An 18573-nucleotide genomic window follows, 5' to 3' on the forward strand; every position below is an offset into this window, starting at 1 on the left:
GCTGAATTCTTGCCGATAACCGACTGACCGGATTGCATAAACCCGTCAGCCTGTGCAGGATCACGCGACAAACGCGATAAGGCCACCACATGACCTCTGAAAGCCAAAACGACCTTGCCCGCCCCCGTCTGACTTTGACGGTCGTCCGGGACATAGCCATTGTGGCCACTTTGGTCGTGCTGGCGCTGTACGCAGGTTCCAAGTTTCTGATCCCTTTGACCATGGCGCTGCTGATCAATGTTCTGATCATCGCGCTTGCCGACCGGGTTCGAGCGGTGACACGGGCACCGGTCTGGCTGGCCAATATCGCCGGTGTCACAGTCGTTCTGGCCGGCTTGTTCATGATTATGTACGTGCTCGGCAGTCAGGCCACGCAGTTTGCCCGCTCGATTAACACATACGAGAACCAATTCGACACCGCCGTCAATCGCATCACCGGGCTGGTGGGCAATGACGTCACCAGCTTCATCCGCGACAATCTGGTCAGCATCGACATGTCCTTTGTCGCGCGACTGCTGCTTGGCAGTGCGACTTCACTGCTCAATCAGTTCTTTCTGATCAGCCTATATGTGGCCTTCCTGATGGCAGAGCGGCTGGCATTTCGGAAAAAAATACAGCTTGCAGCAGGAAACCCTCAGCTCGGCGCCGATCTGGCATCGGTTCTGGATGCGATTTCCTACAGCCTGCAACGGTATGTGGGTGTTAAAACCTTCATCAGCCTGATCACCGCGACCATCAGCTACACCGTGTTCCGCGTTCTGGGATTGGAATACGCCGAGACCTGGGCAGTCCTGACCTTTGCGTTGAACTTCATTCCGTCGATTGGCTCGATCATCGCGGTGGTGTTTCCGGCCATGATCGCGCTGGTTCAATTCGAAAGCATCGGACCGTTTCTGGTGATCGTACTGGGCTGCGGCACCCTTCAGTTCTTGATCGGTAATTTTCTGGACCCAGCTATGCTGGGACGATCCCTGAACATGTCGACATTTCTGGTCATATTGGCTCTGACCTTCTGGACAACAATATGGGGGTTAATCGGAGCTTTTCTTAGCGTCCCACTGACAGTCTGCATTCTGATTATCTTCAGCCATATCCCGGCTTTGCGACCTGTCGCGATACTCATGTCACTGGACGGCCGGTTAGCAGAGGACGACGCCTAAAGCGACGCGCGCCGTTCAGCTCTGACAAAGTGAGATCAGGGCACTCCTGTCCTTCAATCGCAACCGGCCATAACCACCTTCGACCAGTTCTTGCTTGATCAGGTTTTGCAAGGATCGATGCAGTGTAGGAGCAGAAACGGCAATCATGGCGGCCAGTTCTTCTTGTGAAATATGAATCCAACCGTCCGGGTCGGTGGCGACTTCTTCCAAATGCAACAGGCGCAGGATCAGCCGCTTCATATTTCCGGTTGTCCCAAGATTGGCGATGATCCGCAGAGCTTTCTGCATGTTTTCATAAGAGAGGGAGTAAAAATCTCTGAGATATTCGGGGTTGTCTTTCACCAGACGCTCCAGTCGCGAGCTTGGGAAAAACAGGGTTTCTGTGGGCTGAGTTGCCACAACGCTGATCAATCTGCGTGTCGACGCGAAAAGTGCCAGATCTCCGACCCAGAATCCGGCGCCTTCCTGGTGCACTGTAAACTCCTGACCATCATCAGCAGGCGTAGTGATTTTCACTGCACCCTGCAGTACCCCGTGAATGCCATCTGCAGGATCACCCTGAAGGTACAAAACCTCATCCGGATCGTAATTCTTGGTGACGGCGCAGGACAAAAGCGCATCCTGAAATGTCGGCGACCGGGCCGCGAACCAACCAGACTCCCTCAATGATTTCCCGTTACTCAAATTTTTTAACATCTGTATTTTTCAACTTCATCATGTGATAAATTTCGAACTGCTGCACTGTCATACGTTATCGCTACACGACTCCCGCGCAAACTGAATTTCTGCGGGAAATCTTTAGCTTAATGGCGGGCATTGAAATTGTTTCCAGTCCCGTACGCTGATTTATTCGTCGGACTTTGCAGGTCCATAAGTTCAGGAGCAACACATGTTACCTTCCTCTCAGTTCCTAAAAAACTGGCGCACGAGAATGCGTCAGGCAGCCGTGGCGTCGATCGCGGTTGCAATGGCCTTGCCTGCCTGGGCCCAAGACCAAAAACCCAATATCCTTGTCATATGGGGCGATGATATCGGCCAATCAAACATTTCAGCCTACACGATGGGTTTGATGGGGTACCAAACGCCCAATATCGACCGGGTTGCCAACGAGGGAATGATTTTCACTGACTATTACGGTGAGCAATCCTGCACCGCCGGGCGGTCTTCTTACATTATGGGCCAATCGGTATTCCGGACAGGATTGTCCAAGGTTGGCCTGCCCGGAGCGGATCTTGGCATGCAGGTTGAGGATCCGACCATTGCGGGCCTACTGAAAGACCACGGCTATGTGACGGGTCAATTTGGCAAGAACCACCTTGGCGACAAAGATGAACATCTGCCCACAAACCATGGTTTTGACGAATTTTTCGGGAATCTGTACCACCTGAACGCCGAAGAAGAGCCCGAAAACGAAGACTATCCGGGCGATGCCGTAATGTCGGATGGCCGCACCTTCCGAGAGTCCTTTGGGCCGCGTGGTGTGATCAAATCCAGTGCCGATGGCGAGATTCAGGACACGGGTCCTCTGACCAGGAAACGAATGGAAACAGTTGACGAGGAAACTGTCGCTGGCGCGATTGATTTCATCAAGCGTGCGAATGAGCAAGGTAAGCCATTCTACGTCTGGTGGAACGGTACCCGCATGCACTTCCGCACTCATGTCAAAGACGAGATGCGCGCGCAGGCAAACGAAATCGTCGGTGGTGTAGCGGATGAATACACAGCCGGCATGATCGAACATGACATGCATGTGGGTCAGCTGCTCGATCTGTTGGACGAACTTGGTATCGCCGACAACACGATCGTGCACTACTCAACGGATAACGGACCGCACTACAACACCTGGCCAGATGCCGCCGCGACGCCGTTCTGGGGTGAAAAGAACACCAATTGGGAAGGTGGATGGCGTGTGCCTTCGATGGTGCGTTGGCCCGGCCAGATCGAGGCAGGATCGGTCAGCAATCAGATCGTGCATCACATGGATTGGTTGCCGACCTTTTTGGCCGTGGCCGGAGATCCGGACATCAAGGAGAAGCTGAAGGAGGGTTACAGCTCACCGGCAATGGGGCGCGATTACAGGGTGCATCTGGACGGGTATAACATCCTGCCTATGCTCACCGGTGAAACAATGGATAGCCCGCGCCGTGAGATTTTCTATTTCTCAGATGACGGCGATCTGACTGCATTGCGCTTTGATGACTGGAAGCTGATCTTCCTGGAGCAGAAAGCCTGGGCGACCCTGCGTGCGTGGATTGAACCGTGGACCGAGCTTCGGGTTCCGCTGATCATCAACCTGCGCCGCGATCCGTATGAGCGCGCGTACAGGACTTCCAACACGTACTATGACTGGCTGCTCGACCGGGCCTATTTCCTGGTTCCGGCACAGCAGTATGTGGGTAGTTTCCTGGCGACATTCCAAGAATACCCGCCGCGCCAGAAAGCCGCCAGTTTCAACCTGAATCAGGTTATGGAAAAACTGACGACGCCTGCATCCAACTGATGCGTCAGATATTGAAGACAGTTCAGGGGCCGCTGGCCAAGCGGCCCCTGACAATTTGATCAGGAGGTTTCTCGTGAAAATTCGATCTCTTTCAGTCTTATTCGCCGCCCTTCCGTTGATTGCATTTGCCGATCCACTGCCAAGCTGGACCGACACGGAGACGAAGAAACAGATTGTATCCTTTGTCACCTCTGTGACAGATCCCGAGAATCCTGACTACGTTACGCCGTCAGAACGTATCGCAGTCTTCGACAATGACGGGACACTTTGGGCCGAACAGCCGGTCTATTTTCAGTTCATCTTTGCCATGGACCGTCTGGCCGAACTTGCCGAGCAAGATCCGGCGATCCTGTCCTCTCCTATTCTGAAGGCTGCGGCGGAAGGAGACCTCGAACCTATCCTGAAAGGCGGTCATGACGCCCTGATTGAGGTCGTAAACGCCTCGCACTCAGGTGTTAGCGTGACCGAGTTTCAGGACGCTGTCGCAGAATGGCTGGAAAACGCACGGCACACCGACACAGACCTGCCTTATAACCAGATGACCTATCAGCCGATGGTTGAACTGCTGCGCTATCTTCGTGACGAAGGGTTCAAGACCTACATCGTGTCGGGTGGAGGGCTGCATTTCATGCGTGTCTTTGCCCAGGAGGCTTACGGCATCCCGCCCGAACAGGTGTTGGGCACTTATGGCGAAACCACTTATGACACTTCAGGCGACAACCCCGTGATTTCCAAGATGCCGGGTATCGCATTTATTGACGATAAGGAAGGCAAACCGATCAACATCGAACGGACCATAGGTCGCCGACCTATCCTGGCCGGTGGAAACTCGGACGGCGACTTTGCCATGCTGGAATGGACGACTGCCGGCGACGGGCCTCGATTGGGAGTACTGGTCCATCATACGGATGCCGAACGAGAATGGGCCTATGATCGTGAAAGCCATATCGGGCAATTGGTCGACGGCCTCGACAAAGGTCCCGATATGGGGTGGGTCATCGTTGATATGGCTAATGACTGGTCACGCATCTACACTGGCGCGAACTGAACCATTCGGATTACAACGCTCTGATGTGGACTTTGCTTGTCTCTCTAATCCTGTTCGCACTTTATTGTTTTGCGGTCGTTTTTGCCGTACGCGCGGCACAGACAGCAAGGACACCTCAGGGGGCCGTTGGCTGGGTTGTATTTCTGCTGACGTCACCTTTTTTGGCAGTGCCATTTTACCTGTTTCTGGGCCACCACCGGTTTCGAGGTTACCGCATCGCACGAAAGGAAAGCGAACGCGTGGTCGAGGGCATCAAGTCCTTCGCGGACTTCTCGAAACCCGACCCGGACACATTGCGGATCAACCCGCGTCCATTCGAAGCGCTCGCCCACCTGCCAGTTTCCCGAGGCAACGGGGCCGAGCTGCTAATCGACGGCGAGGCGACGTTTCAGTCTATCTTTGACGCTATCGATACCGCGAAAAACTATATCCTGATCCAGTTCTATATCGTCCGAGATGATGCCTTGGGACAGGAATTACAGGAAAAACTCATCAGTGCCGCCCACCGCGGCGTTCATGTGCGGTTCATGACCGATGCCGTCGGCAGCTATGGGCTGCCATCCACTTACTTGGAAACGCTCCGCAACGCGGGAATAGATGTAGCTGACCCTCGAGAACAGCGAGGGCCGAATTTTCGCTTTCAGCTCAACTATCGCAATCACCGCAAGACCGTGATCATAGATGGCGAGACCGGGTTCATCGGCGGCCACAATATCGGGGTTGAGTATCTGGGTCAGGATCCCCGGTTCGGACGCTGGCGCGATACCCACCTGAAAATGACCGGTCACATCGTTCGTCAGTTGCAGCTGATTTTTATCGAGGACTGGCATTGGGCCCGCAACGAAGACCTGATCGACCAGCTGGACTGGGCCGGAAGCGAGTCCGATCAGGACATGAACGCCCTGCTTGTCGCAACGGGCCCCGGAGACGACACCGAAACCGGCGCTATGATGTTCTTTGCCGCCATCGCCGAGGCTAAAGAACGCCTGTGGATCGCCTCACCTTATTTCGTGCCCGACATCGACATCATGACGGCGCTGCAACACGCCGCACTAAGGGGCGTCGATGTGCGCATTCTAGTCCCGGATGTGATCGACCATCGCCTGCCCTGGCTGGCCGCCTTTGCCTATTTCGACGAAATCCGCGAATGCGGCGCGCGCATTTTTCGCTACACTGACGGCTTCATGCACCAAAAGGTCATTCTGGTTGACGATACGCTGGCAGCGGTGGGAACGACCAATCTGGACAACCGCTCGTTCCGGCTGAATTTCGAGGCGATGGCGCTCTTTTTTGACGCTCGGGCCGCGAAGTCGACACGGGACATGCTGATAACCGACTTTGAGGCCAGTTACGAGCTGACGCGAACATTGTCGCAACAACCCGGCCATATCCGGTTTGGCGCTCCGATAGCACGGCTCTTTGCCCCGATCCTCTAGGACAGGAATCTTTCCTGAAACACGCGGGTCATCAGCGCCACCATAAACGCCGTTGAAAGGCCAAAGGCCAACAGACCGGTGACCGAGGCGAATGCACCGAAGATACGCAGACCCTCGTCCAGAACGATGTCGCCATAACCGAGGGTCGTAAATGTCACTAGCGAGAAATACAGAGCTGTATTCCAATCCGGCAGCACGTCGCCAAAAACCCAGACGATAGCCCAGATCCAGACCTGAACAGTATGCGTGAAGATGATGAACAACAACGCGATGGTGATCGGGCCGGCCGTGGCCAGGATCGCGCTCTTGCTATCCCATTTCTCCAGAAAGCGACGAACAACCAGGACACACCACGTCAGCAACATGATTTCGATCAGAAAGCAGATCCCCAAATAAAGGCTGCCCCACAGTATTTGCTGTGGCAACGTCATTGCGCGTGCCCCTCGTGTTTTTAGTTTGCTGTTTGGCAGCATGAGCTTTTGCGGCGCATTGAACAACCCTGACCCAAAGGGTGGCGCTGCGGCGAATAGAACCGGACCGCTCTCAACACTGGACACAACAAGCGCGGGTTGCACATTGTGACATGCACCAGATGAGGTTGAGAATGCTTCTTACCATTGAACATGTTCGGAAATCCTACCCCGGTGGACGCCCTGTTCTCAACGACATCTCGCTGACACTTGCATCGGGCCAGACCTTGGCCCTGACTGGAGAGAGCGGTAGCGGCAAGAGCACTCTGCTGCATCTCGCCGCTGCATTGGACGAGTTCGATGCAGGCGAAATCAGGCTGGACGGCGCGCGTTTTTCATCTCTGGACGACGCAGGGCGGGCAGCATTGCGGCGTACGACTTTGTCGCTGGTGTTTCAGCAGTTCAATCTGATCCCCTCGCTGACAGCAGCCCAAAACCTCTCGATCCATGCCCGCCTAGCTGGGCGCGACGATCCAGAATGGACCGCGCACCTGGCTGATCATTTGGGCCTTTCCGATGTATTGGATCGTTACCCTGAACAATTGTCAGGTGGACAGCAGCAACGAGTAGCGATTGGCCGCGCGATGGCAACGCGGCCTAAACTTTTACTGGCGGATGAACCAACAGGAAATTTGGACGAAACCGCCAGCGCAGTAGTTCTGGACCTCATGCTGTCTCTGGTCGCCGATACGGGCACAGCCCTGTTACTGGTGACTCACTCACCGGACATCGCCGCACGGCTGGACCAGCGCGCGCATTTGGCTGGCGGTCGCATCACATGACCGGTGCGTGCCTCCAGGTTCTACTGTCCCATTGGCGCACCCATCGGTTGCAGCTTGCTACCCTGCTAACCGGTATCGCACTGGCGACAGGATTGTGGTCTGCTGTCCAAGCTATCAATGCCGAGGCCCGAGCCAGCTATGCAAAGGCCAGCGCCCAGCTTGCCCTTGGTCAGTTCGACGAGTTGCATGATCCGTCCGGCATGATCCCATTGTCCCGCTACGTCGCATTGCGCCGCGCGGGGTGGCAAGTGGCTACCGTGCTGGAAGGAACCTTGCGGGTGAAAGGACGCTCAGTCCGCCTGATGGGTGTGGACATGCTCAGCTATCCCGCGTTGCCCGCCTTTACCCAAGTCGAGCAAAGCGAAGCGCCTACTGACCCCTCAGACTTTCTGACATCCCCGGGTCGCCTGCTGATGGCTTCCGAACTGGAGACGTTCTTTGACGGATTGGAGGGATATCCACCAATCATCACCAGTACCGCCCTGCCCCCGAACCTCATCCTCACCGATATCGGCGTGGCCGAGAACCTGCTAAACCATCGCGATCTGATTTCGCGTCTGGTTATCCTCCCGGATCAGCCCGCGGATCTGCCAACTCTTTCGCAGATTGCCCCCGAGTTGGAACGTACCAGCCCTTCCTCTCGTACCGACACCGCTCGGCTGACTGACAGTTTTCACCTGAACCTGTCTGCCTTTGGTCTGCTGTCTTTCGCCGTTGGCCTGTTCATTGTCCACGGCACTGTCGGCCTGGCCTTTGCCCAACGACGCGGGATGATCCGTACGTTGCGAGCGCTGGGCGTCCCGATGCGACGCCTCGTCTGGCTGATCCTGTCCGAGCTTGTCCTGCTCGCCTTTGCTGGTGGTCTACTCGGGCTCGTACTGGGTTACCTAGTTGCGGGCGCGTTGATCCCCGATGTGGCGGCAACCTTGCGTGGGCTTTACGGCGCGCCGGTTGAAGGCCAGCTTACCTTGCGCCCACTGTGGGTACTTTCCGGCCTAACGATGGCCGTCGGGGGCACTTTGGTCGCCAGCGGTCATGCCCTTTGGAAACTGTCGCACATGCCCTTGCTTGCCGGACCAGGCTTGTTGGCTTGGAGGGGTGCTATGTCTCAGCGCGTGGCAGGCGGCGTTGGCTTCACCCTTTTGATTGCAGGGTTTGTTCTGTATGCAAGCGTTGAAAACCTGGTCACCGGGTTTGCAATGCTGGCCTGCATTTTGACTGGTGCGGCCCTGACGTTGCCTGTCATCCTGTCCTGGCTGCTGGCCGCCTTGGCACGGCGGGCCCGCGGACCGTTGGCCCAGTGGGTTTGGGCGGACATGCGCGCGCAACTCCCGGGTCTTTCACTGGCGCTGATGGCCTTGCTTCTGGCTCTGGCCGCAAATGTTGGGGTCAGTACAATGGTTTCCAGTTTCCGGCTGACATTCACCGGCTGGCTGGATCAGCGCCTGACTTCTGAACTCTACGTCACAGCCACTGACGACGAACAGGCCGCCCGGATTGCGGACTGGCTGAAACCGCAGGTCGATACGGTTCTTCCGATCCGCAGCACCGAACTGGCCCATGAAACCGGACCGTTGTTCCTGTATGGAGTCATCGACAGCGAAACCTATCGACAGCACTGGCCTTTGATCGCACGCAGTCCTGATGCCTGGGATATGGTGATGGATCACGGCGCTGTTCTTATCAACGAACAACTGGCGCGTCGCGCTGACCTGTGGCCGGGCGACACTCTTGCCCTCACGCCAAACGACACCCTGAGGATCGCGGGTGTGTATTCCGACTATGGCAATCCAACCGGCCAGGCCATCGTTGCGATGTCGCAACTGGATGCTATCGCGCCATCAACCTCGGCCCGGCGCTTTGGTATTCGTGTGGCGCCTGAGCGCGCCGCCGATCTGGCGCAAACCATGCGTGAGCGGTTCGACCTGCCCACCCGAGCAGTCGTCCCGCAGGGGGCGATGAAGGCGCAATCGCTGGCGATATTCGACAAAACATTCGTGGTCACATCCGCGTTGAACGTTCTGACGCTGGGGGTTGCCGGGTTCGCGATCCTCACCAGCCTGCTGACCCTTTGGACCCAGCGCCTGCCTCAGGTTGCGCCGGTTTGGGCTCTTGGCCTGACGCGCGCTCAACTCGCATGGCTGGAGCTGTTGCGTAGCATTCTGCTGGCGACACTGACCGCCTGTCTGGCACTGCCACTGGGGTTGGTGCTGGCCTGGGTGTTATTAGCTGTAATCAACGTTCAGGCCTTCGGCTGGCGATTGCCCATGTTTCTTTTTCCCGCAGACTGGATTCGTCTGTTTGCCTTGACGCTGCTGGCGGCAGCAATTGCTGCAGCCCTGCCTGCGTGGCGACTGCTGCGCCTGCCGCCTGTGGAATTGCTGAGGGTATTTGGTAATGAACGCTAAGATCCTCTTGCTACTTCTCTGGTTGCCGCTCGGCGCTTGGGCGCAAGGTTTTGCCGGGCTGGGTGGAACGGCCGATGGTTTTGATGTTCCCCGACCCGGTTACGAATTCACATTTCCGCAGGATCATGGGCCGCACCCCTCTTACAAGATCGAATGGTGGTATCTGACCGCAAACCTGAGGGGCGAAGACGGGCTGGATTATGGGATACAGTGGACACTGTTCCGTTCGGCCCTGAAACCAGGTGAGGCTGAGGGCTGGCAGAGCCCTCAATTGTGGATGGGGCATGCCGCGGTAACCACCCCCAAGGATCATTTCTTTGCCGAGCGACTGTCGCGCGGCGGTATTGGTCAGGCCGGGGTTACCGCCGTTCCTTTCGAAGCCTGGATTGACGATTGGCACATGCGAGGGGAAGAGATCGACACGCTTGAATTGGCCGCCAGCGGTGCAGAATTTGGGTATGACCTGTCACTGCAAGCCACCGGGCCATTGGTTTTTCATGGCGATCAAGGCTATTCCGTAAAGTCCGCAGATGGGCAGGCCAGCTACTATTATTCACAACCCGCCTACGCGGTTGAAGGCGTCCTGCGCCTGCCGACCGGAGAAGTGGCGGTAACCGGCAAAGGCTGGCTGGACCGCGAGTGGTCATCACAGCCCCTGGCCGCAGATCAGAGCGGTTGGGACTGGTTCTCGCTCAGCCTTGACGACGGAAACAAGCTGATGGCGTTCCGCCTACGTGGAGCGCGCGGGGACTTCACCGCCGCCACCTGGATCGATGCGGATAGTCAAAGCGCCGCCCTGCCCGATGGTTCGACAACTTTCCTACCGCAGAAAACGGCAGATGTCGCAGGCCGTGAAGTTCCCGTGAAATGGCACGTGACCCTTCCTGAACATGGGTTGGATGTCGAAGTCATGGCCCTGAATCCTGACGCATGGATGGGCACAAGTTTCGAATACTGGGAAGGCCCGGTAAGCGTCTCGGGCAGCCACTCGGGCCGCGGGTATCTGGAAATGACCGGCTATTGATGTAAGCTGAAGTCCCGCCTGATGGACGGCTGTGCGGCCAGGATGTTTAGTAGATTCCGTTTACAGAAAACTCTGTCGACGCTTGGCAAGATCGAACTCCAGCCATCCGCATTGCTATTGGTGGAGCAGCGAAACAGCGCAAATGTACGACCAAACTCGAACGCCTGTGTAAGTTTGGCCGGCTGAATAAACGATTCCTGCAAGCAGACTATCGGACCACGTAGACGGAAACGGTCGAGTGTCGAACGACTCGGGCAGCATTCGGACCCAAAAGATAGTCCTTTAGATCAGGTCGATGCGCTCCAATAACGATCAGATCGCTTCCAGCAGACTCAGCTGTGTGCAGGATTTCCTGATAAGCTGTACCGGTGGCCACAACATGGCGCACTTTGGCGTTGCGCTCGGCCCCCAGAACAGAATTTCCTAAATTCTCCAGCGCCTTGTGAGCGCTTTCAACTGCATGCTCGTGATGTCCGGGCTCAAAGAAGCTGCCGACAAAGGATTCGCCAAAATCCGGCAGCACCGTCACCACATCCAGTTGTGCACCATCCAGATCAGCCAATCGTGCTGCCTGTCGCAACACCTCGGCGTCTGATTCCGGTTTTCCAGCGTCTACTGCGCATAAAACAGAACGTGTCATGCAGGCACCTCTTGTCTGGCGGCGCGGCCGCGTTGCAGAAAGGCGATCAGACCCAGCAGGATCAGCGCCGGAATAAACATCAGCTGTTTGGGTGGCTGACTTGCCGGAAGGCTGACGGATGTCAGGCGCACGGCCTCATCCCCGTAATAGTCAAAGATGTCCAGATCATCGGCGACCGGTGAACCGAACGCCGGCTCTTCTAGCTTGACCAGCCCATCTTCAGGGATCAGCAGCAGGCCCATAGCTTCGACACGGGCAGCACCGCCCTCTTCATCGCCGACAGAAACGACGACGGTCTTATCCACCATTTTCAATGTATCGAAATCCGGTCCTGCTATGACAAGCCTGACCTGAGTCCCCGGTGAAGTTTGACCGATTGTCTCCTCGAAAGCCGCAGGCTCGACCGTAGTAAACGGCGGTGAGACACGGTCCATCAGGTAATCGGGCCGAAACAGTGCAAAAGCCACAAGGATCAGAGCAACGCTCTCGTAAATACGGCTGTGCGTGATGAAATAACCCATAGTCCCGGCTGTAAAGACGAGGATGGCTATAGTCGCCGAAATCGCAACGATTATGCCTTCAACCCAAGTCACATCGATCAGCAATAGATCGGTATTGAAGATGAAGACAAACGGCAAAGCTACGGTCCGCAGGCTGTAGAAGAACGCGGTAAAGCCAGTCTTGATCGCATCACCCCCCGACACAGCGGCGGCGGCAAAGCTGGCCAGACCCACCGGCGGTGTCACATCCGCCATTATGCCAAAGTAGAAGACGAACAGATGCACGGCGATCAGCGGCACAATCAATCCGCTTTGTGCCCCAAGTTCGACTACAACCCCGGCCATCAGAGAGCTGACAACGATATAGTTCGCCGTGGTCGGCAGGCCCATACCCAGGATCAGGCTGAGGATACCTACCATCACCAGCATAAGGATAAGGTTGCCGCCCGACAGGAACTCAACCAGATCGGCCATCACCTGTCCGACACCTGTAAGGGTCACGGTGCCCACGATCACGCCTGCCGTGGCTGTCGCAAGCGCGATACCGATCATGTTGCGCGCGCCATCAATCAAACCCTGCCAAAGATCCGCGACACCGTCGATGAATTTGTCATTCAGACTATTCTGTCCCCGGAACAACGCCTTGAGCGGCTTTTGTGTCAGCAGGATTACAAACAGCAGCGCGGTTGCCCAAAATGCCGAAAGCCCCGGCGATTTTTGTTCAATCATCAGAAAGTAAACAAGAACGATGATCGGCAACAGGTAATGCAGGCCCGCTTTGTAGATATCTGCGATGACCGGCAGTGTCACCTCTTTGGCGTTTGGATCATCAGGCTCAAGATCAGGCACCTGCGCAGCGAGATACAGCAGGCCCACATAGACAGCACAAACGATCAGGCTCAGGATCAGACCTGCCGCAGACGGCACCCAGCTTGTGACCGCTTCAACTGGGTACTGCGAACCATAGCAGAGGCCTGCAAATACCAGAAAGAAGGACAACATCCCTACAACGGTCCGCGCCAAATGCACATCGCGGTCGCCCAATGTGGGCATGTTCCGCTTCACCGCTTCAAGATGAACGATGTAGACCAGCGCGATGTAAGAGATTGCTGCAGGAAGGAACGCGTGGGTAATAACCTCAACGTAGGAAATACCCACATACTCGACCATCAGAAAGGCCGCAGCCCCCATAACCGGCGGCATAATCTGACCGTTGACCGACGAGGCAACCTCGACCGAACCCGCCTGCTCGCTGGAAAACCCAACCCGCTTCATCAGCGGAATGGTGAACGTGCCGGTGGTTACAACGTTTGCAATGGACGAACCCGAGATCAGACCGGTCGCGGCAGAACCGACAACGGCGGCCTTGGCTGGACCACCGCGCAGGTGACCCAGTGCGCCGAACGCCATCTTGATGAAGTAATTCCCTGCCCCGGCCTTATCGAGCAACGCTCCGAACAGGACGAACAGGAACACGAATTTAGTTGATACGCCCAAAGCTATGCCAAACACGCCCTCGGACGTGATCCACATATGGCTCATCGCCTTTTTCAGGCTGGCGCCTTTCCAGCGGATAACTTCCGGCACCCATTCGGACGAGCCGAAGAACACGTAGGCCAGAAAGATCGTGGCAATAATCGCCATCGCTGGGCCAAGCGCGCGACGCGCGGCCTCAAACAGCAACAGCAGGCCGACCAGAGCGACCCACTTGTCGGTGTCATCCGCAAGACCACCTGCATCGACGATCTTATTGTAAAAGAAGTACCCGTAAAGCGCTACAAACGCGCCCAGAATCCCCATCAACCAATCCTGAATCGGGATATAATCGCGTGGGCTGGATTTCAGCGCCGGATAGGCCGCAAAGGCCAGAAACATCGCAAAAGCCAGGTGAAACTGTCGCGCGTTATTCACAACGCTGCCCGGCAGCACATAATTCGCTAGCGGAGACGCCAACACGACCTGAAATATCGACCAGATCGCCGCGACTATGGCCAGAAAGATTCCGACATTACCAATTGGATTGCGCCCGCCCGCGTCTGACGAGGCTACAAGCTCCTGCAGCTCTTCTTCAGATAGAGGTCGATTGGATTGTGTGTCGGAACTCATGAAGTGTCTCCCCGTCGCAGCCGTTTTCGGCCTTTTATGACACCCGTTTCAATGGGTTTGGTGCAGGGCGCCCGAAGGCACCCTGCATTTGGTCTGGCTTACTGGATCCAGCCTTTTTCTTTGTAGTACTTCTCGGCGCCCGGGTGCAGCGGAGCCGACAGGCCGTCTGCAATCATTTCTTCGGGCTTGAGGTTGGCAAATGCCGGGTGCAGCTTTTTGAAGTCATCGAAGTTTTCGAAGACCGAGCTGACAACCGCATAAACCGCGTCTTCAGACACATCCGCCGAGGTCACGAAAGTAGCACCAACGCCGAAGGTCGCGGTGTCGCCATCCGAACCACGGTACATGCCACCTGGGATGGTTGCGGTCCGGTAGAACGAGTTGTCATTGACCAGCTTGTCAACCGCATCGCCGCTTACGTTCACCAGAACCGAGTCACAAGCGGTGGTGGCTTCCTGGATCGAACCCGAAGGGTGACCAACGGTGTAGACCATCGCGTCAATCTGGTTGTCGCACAGAGCGGCAGACTGTTCAGCTGCTTTCAACTCGGTCGCCAGTTCGAAATCGCCGGTGGTCCAGCCCATTTCGCCAAGTAGAACTTCCATGGTTCCGCGCTGACCGGAGCCCGGGTTACCAATGTTGACGCGCTTTCCCTTCAGATCTTCGAAGTTGGTGATGCCGGAATCGGCACGTGCAACAACGGTAAACGGCTCGGGGTGAACCGAGAATACAGCGCGCAGGTTTTCGAAGGGGCCAGCCTCTTCGAATTTCGAGCTGCCGTTGAAGGCGTGGTATTGCCAGTCGGACTGAGCCACACCGAACTCCAGCTCGCCTTCGCGAATGGTGTTGATGTTGTAGACCGAACCACCAGTTGATTCGACCGAACAACGAACGCCATGTTCCTTGCGGCCCTTGTTCACCAGACGGCAGATCGCGCCGCCGGTCGGATAATAAACGCCGGTGACGCCGCCAGTACCGATGGTGATGAACTCTTCGGCATAAGCCGCCGGAGCCATCATTGCAGCGGTCACGAATGCGCCGAGGCTAAGCTTGCTGCTATTTTTCATTTAAGAACTCCCATTTTTATTTTGTGGGCGGAAAAAGGCGAATGCCCCATATCCGGGGAACGTGCCGATAAGCCAGTTCAGCCCGTCATGCAACGGGTGCAACTATGTGAATTTTCCAATGTCTCCCAACCATTTCGAGGTTTCATTCCGAGATCACGCTTGTCAAGGCCAGAGCCAGTATCATTTCCGCAAAGCTTCAGATTTGACGGAAAAAACCGAACTTTCCCCGCTATTTGGCACAACCGCCAAGGTTGGTTAGTTAAGAATGCGACGTCACGGGGACTACACAGAACGGATTTGGAGACAAGAAGTCAGAAACCTGTCGGACGTTTCTGGCGTGGGTTTTCATGTCCCAAATAGAGTTTGAGGGTTATCATCAATGGTGTCGTAACACCCGCTGTTCAGCCGCGGGAAGCCATACAAAACTAATCTTTATAGCCAAACTCGAGCCACGTACGTTCTTCCCGCGCAGGCAGTTCGTTCATCCGCGCCCTTTAGACTGAAAGCGTATGCTGCGCCAAAACACCTTCCATTTGTTACTGCTTCCGCTGTCAGGTAAATTTGTATCCTTCTTCCATATCCCCGATTTGCAGAGGGCGCGTAAATGGCAGCATCAAGAGCATGCCGGTAGCCAGCTAAATTCTTGCAGTTTGCATCATAGGTGATGCCATCCAGTGGAGTGTGGGTTTTCAGGTAGCGACGATGCGCCTGGGCATTCAACTCAGAGAGGGTTTCGCCCTCTTCGTTAGAAGCGCTGTCCAATCATCTGGAAACCTCACCGAGCCTAGGATCAACCAATGGGTCCTCAAATATCTGCGTCGCGCAGATGGGCTGCATCCAAGTGGTTCCGCACTTAGTGGGCGTAGAGGTGAAAATACCATCAGGGCGTGTATCAAACGCTTCCCGAATTTTCGTGTTGGTGGTGACAGATTGGTTTGACTGCGTTCTCTGTGGGATTGTAAGCGACATAATGAAAGCCTTTCAAACCAACAGTTGTGGCAATAACCCTTCCGAAACTGAACAAGCGCAACATCCCCTGACCAGTTTTTCAATTGTTGCGGTTCTTCGTCACTAATCCGGATACTGCCCACCAAGAATGCTGGTATTGCCTGTTCAACCCAATTCGCAACACTATGGGTGAGTATCGAAGCTCCGGTACAACCCAGTCTCGCTAACGCCAGATTTGCTGGCGTTGTCATGATTCGTGTTTCTTTTCAGCTTACAAGCTTGAAGACTTCGAGCGGCTCACGAATACCCTTCAGGCTGATTTCACCTCTGGTATCGACTTGGTAGTGATCCTCAACTGCAATAGCAGCCCGAGGACTAAGAAGAATTTCCCCGTCCCTGGCTTCGTCGCAAAGACGTGCGGCAAGGTTTATGGCGGTTCCAGAAGCCGTGTAGTCGAAACGCCCCTCAAAACCCACCAAACCTACCGTGGCATACCCAAGAGAAACACCAACGCCGAACCCAAGCCGATAACCCAGTCGCTTCCATTTCCCACTCAGTTCAACCATCTTTTCGCGCATCGCGTTTGCCAGCCGTACAGCATCGCCTGCGGGATCGTCACATGGCAATGGGTCGTTGAACAGGACCATGATCCCGTCGCCCATCCGGTGGTCGACGCCAGCTTCGTGCTCATTGATAAGCTTGCCCATTTCCTCATGATATGTTTGCAGAACTTCGATGGTCTCTTCCGGCTCCGCCGTTTCGCAAAAGGCGGTAAAGCCTCGGATGTCGCAAAACAATACACCCAATAGCGCACGATGACTTGAGAGCAACTGTTCCGAACCAGAAGAGATTACGGTGTCGGCCACCGCTGCCGGCAGAAAACGCTTAAGGCGGCCCATCCGCTCAATCTGGCCCACCTGTTCTTCGACCCGTTCACCCAATTCAGAGTTGAGTTTTTCCAGCGCATTGAATTGATGCACATTTTCAATGGCAATCACGGCCTGATCGGCGAAGGTTTGGATTAGAGAGATTTCCGACTGATTGAACGGGCTGACCTCGTTGCGGAAGAGCGTCAGATTCCCTATCCCCTTACCGTTTTTCATCAGCGGGACAAACAACACGCTTCGTATACCGGATGCATCCACCATCGAGCGAACAACCGGACTGCCCGCCTTGTATAGATCACTGTCCCCCATATCATCAAAAGCGATCAAGCGGCCTTCGATAATGGATTTAGCGGCGTAAGACAGTTCCCCGTCCATCCGCATTTGCCCTGTCTCGAACAACTCGATTGCCTCAGGAAACATTCCATTATGTGCAGCCAGAATCTGAACGCTGTCTTCAGGCCTTCCCAATATCAATCCGGCCAAGGGCGCATTGCAAAGCTTACAGGCGTTATTGAGAATCGCATCAAAGACAGGTTTTTCGTCGTCGCGGCTATGGCTGATAACCTTCAGTACCTCGGACGAGGCGCGCTCACGTTGCAAGCGCTCTTGTACCTCACGAAACTGGCGCACATTTTCAATTGCCATTACGGCCTGCTCGGCAAAAGTGTCGACCAGTCGGATGTCGTCAGCGCTGAATTTGGAGACTTCACGGCGACTTAGAACAATAACCCCGATCGCGCGGCCTTCCTTGACGAGCGGAACAGAAATTCGGGTCCGCAGACCTTCATCATCAACCAATTGGCACATATCCTGATCGCCGGTCAGATACGCTTGGCTTTGCGACAGGTCTTCGTCCTGAGTTGTGTAAGCATCGCGCAACGCGATCCCGAGACCGGTTACAGGACCATCCCAGTTTACAGTCCACGTCTGGTCGATTTCCAACGCGCGGCGTGGCAACCCATGATGTGCGGCCAGACTCAGCTTCTTCAAACCATCATCTGCGAGCAACAGCCAAGCAATCGGTGCGTTGCACAAGCGTGCTGCATGGCCCAAGATCGTCTCGAAAACGGGCCGATCGTCGTGGCGGTTTTCATTGATGGCCTGCAGTATTTTCCGCGTGGCGGTTTCTCGGTCACGCATACGGTCAAGTTCCAGTCGGGGGTCCTGTCGATCAACCCGGCCCAATTGTTTCCGCATTGCTAAACCACTTTTCTGTCAAATCAATTCCACATTAGTGAAGCCGTGCGTTGTAGACTAGCATTACAAATAGCAGCCTTCCTCTGACCTTTAGATTTGTTTTTGGCCGGCGGGTATCTCCCTAAGGTTACGCGCCGCCAGTTCGATCAAGGGTAAGGTGTAATTATTCCACTTGCCCGACCACGGTTCCACGAGATCTCGGAACGTGGGTCATCCTCAGTAAGTGGGCTTGCGAAACGGTTAACTACACACTTCGACAAAGCCTTGCTGATAATCACAAGCTGTCCAAAGTTGCGCAAACACGTCGAATCTGAGATTAGACGAGAGCGTGAAAGTGTGAGTTAGCTGTGCGGGGGTACGCAATGTCAGAAAAGAAAAAACAGAGAGCAGGTTCCCCTAA

At 55.4% G+C, this 18573-nt stretch carries 13 protein-coding genes; 7 read left to right on the plus strand and 6 right to left on the minus strand.

Translation table 11 applies throughout. The features are described 5' to 3' along the window. Positions 1–89 precede the first annotated feature (89 nt). On the plus strand, positions 90–1160 hold the full coding sequence (locus AC2TCY_RS13390) for an AI-2E family transporter (protein ID WP_480847983.1): 1071 nt from the start codon (positions 90–92) through the stop codon (positions 1158–1160). A gap of 15 nt (positions 1161–1175) precedes the next feature. Here AC2TCY_RS13390 and AC2TCY_RS13395 read toward each other — a convergent pair whose 3' ends face one another. Further along, positions 1176–1826 carry a Crp/Fnr family transcriptional regulator gene (locus AC2TCY_RS13395; protein WP_480847985.1) on the minus strand — a complete coding sequence of 217 codons (651 nt, stop codon included), beginning with the start codon at positions 1824–1826 and terminating at the stop codon, positions 1176–1178. 301 nt (positions 1827–2127) lie between these two features. Between AC2TCY_RS13395 and AC2TCY_RS13400 the strand changes: the two genes are divergently transcribed. The 3 genes from AC2TCY_RS13400 (at position 2128) to cls (ending at position 6144) form a co-directional block, all read left to right on the plus strand. Next, positions 2128–3660, plus strand: coding sequence for an arylsulfatase (locus AC2TCY_RS13400; RefSeq protein WP_480848285.1), 1533 nt, complete (start codon positions 2128–2130; stop codon positions 3658–3660). 73 nt (positions 3661–3733) lie between these two features. Beyond that, positions 3734–4708: an HAD family hydrolase gene (locus AC2TCY_RS13405; protein ID WP_480847986.1), complete on the plus strand. Its 975-nt coding sequence runs from the start codon at positions 3734–3736 to the stop codon at positions 4706–4708. Between the two features lie 23 nt (positions 4709–4731). After that, positions 4732–6144 (plus strand): cardiolipin synthase, encoded by a 1413-nt coding sequence (cls, locus tag AC2TCY_RS13410; protein ID WP_480847987.1) that lies wholly within the window; start codon positions 4732–4734, stop codon positions 6142–6144. Here cls and AC2TCY_RS13415 read toward each other — a convergent pair. Continuing rightward, positions 6141–6575 (minus strand): ion channel, encoded by a 435-nt coding sequence (locus AC2TCY_RS13415; protein ID WP_480847989.1) that lies wholly within the window; start codon positions 6573–6575, stop codon positions 6141–6143. The genes cls and AC2TCY_RS13415 overlap by 4 nt on opposite strands. Before the next feature lie 173 nt (positions 6576–6748). Between AC2TCY_RS13415 and AC2TCY_RS13420 the strand changes: the two genes are divergently transcribed. The 3 genes from AC2TCY_RS13420 to AC2TCY_RS13430 are packed head-to-tail and all read left to right on the plus strand — an operon-like array spanning position 6749 to position 10828. Further along, positions 6749–7396, plus strand: a complete 648-nt coding sequence (locus AC2TCY_RS13420; RefSeq protein ID WP_480847991.1) for an ABC transporter ATP-binding protein — start codon at positions 6749–6751, stop codon at positions 7394–7396. After that, a complete protein-coding gene (locus AC2TCY_RS13425) occupies positions 7393–9804 on the plus strand; it encodes an ABC transporter permease (RefSeq protein ID WP_480847993.1) in 2412 nt (803 codons plus the stop codon). The genes AC2TCY_RS13420 and AC2TCY_RS13425 overlap by 4 nt, the downstream gene beginning before the upstream one ends. After that, positions 9794–10828, plus strand: coding sequence for a lipocalin-like domain-containing protein (locus AC2TCY_RS13430; protein ID WP_480847995.1), 1035 nt, complete (start codon positions 9794–9796; stop codon positions 10826–10828). The genes AC2TCY_RS13425 and AC2TCY_RS13430 overlap by 11 nt, the downstream gene beginning before the upstream one ends. A gap of 208 nt (positions 10829–11036) precedes the next feature. Here the strand turns inward: AC2TCY_RS13430 and AC2TCY_RS13435 are convergent, their stop codons facing one another. The 4 genes from AC2TCY_RS13435 to AC2TCY_RS13450 form a co-directional block, all read right to left on the minus strand. Further along, complete coding sequence (locus AC2TCY_RS13435; RefSeq protein WP_480847997.1) at positions 11037–11468, minus strand: universal stress protein; 432 nt, start codon at positions 11466–11468, stop codon at positions 11037–11039. Next, positions 11465–14074 (minus strand): TRAP transporter permease, encoded by a 2610-nt coding sequence (locus AC2TCY_RS13440; RefSeq protein ID WP_480847999.1) that lies wholly within the window; start codon positions 14072–14074, stop codon positions 11465–11467. The genes AC2TCY_RS13435 and AC2TCY_RS13440 overlap by 4 nt, the downstream gene beginning before the upstream one ends. Positions 14075–14172: 98 nt before the next feature. Then, entirely contained in the window at positions 14173–15141 is a 969-nt protein-coding gene (locus tag AC2TCY_RS13445; RefSeq protein WP_480848001.1) for a TAXI family TRAP transporter solute-binding subunit, read from the minus strand. Positions 15142–16355: 1214 nt separating this feature from the next. Next, on the minus strand, positions 16356–18173 hold the full coding sequence (locus AC2TCY_RS13450) for a GAF domain-containing protein (RefSeq protein WP_480848003.1): 1818 nt from the start codon (positions 18171–18173) through the stop codon (positions 16356–16358). Positions 18174–18573: the final 400 nt, after the last annotated feature.

Source organism: Ruegeria sp. HKCCD7181, assembly GCF_057221055.1.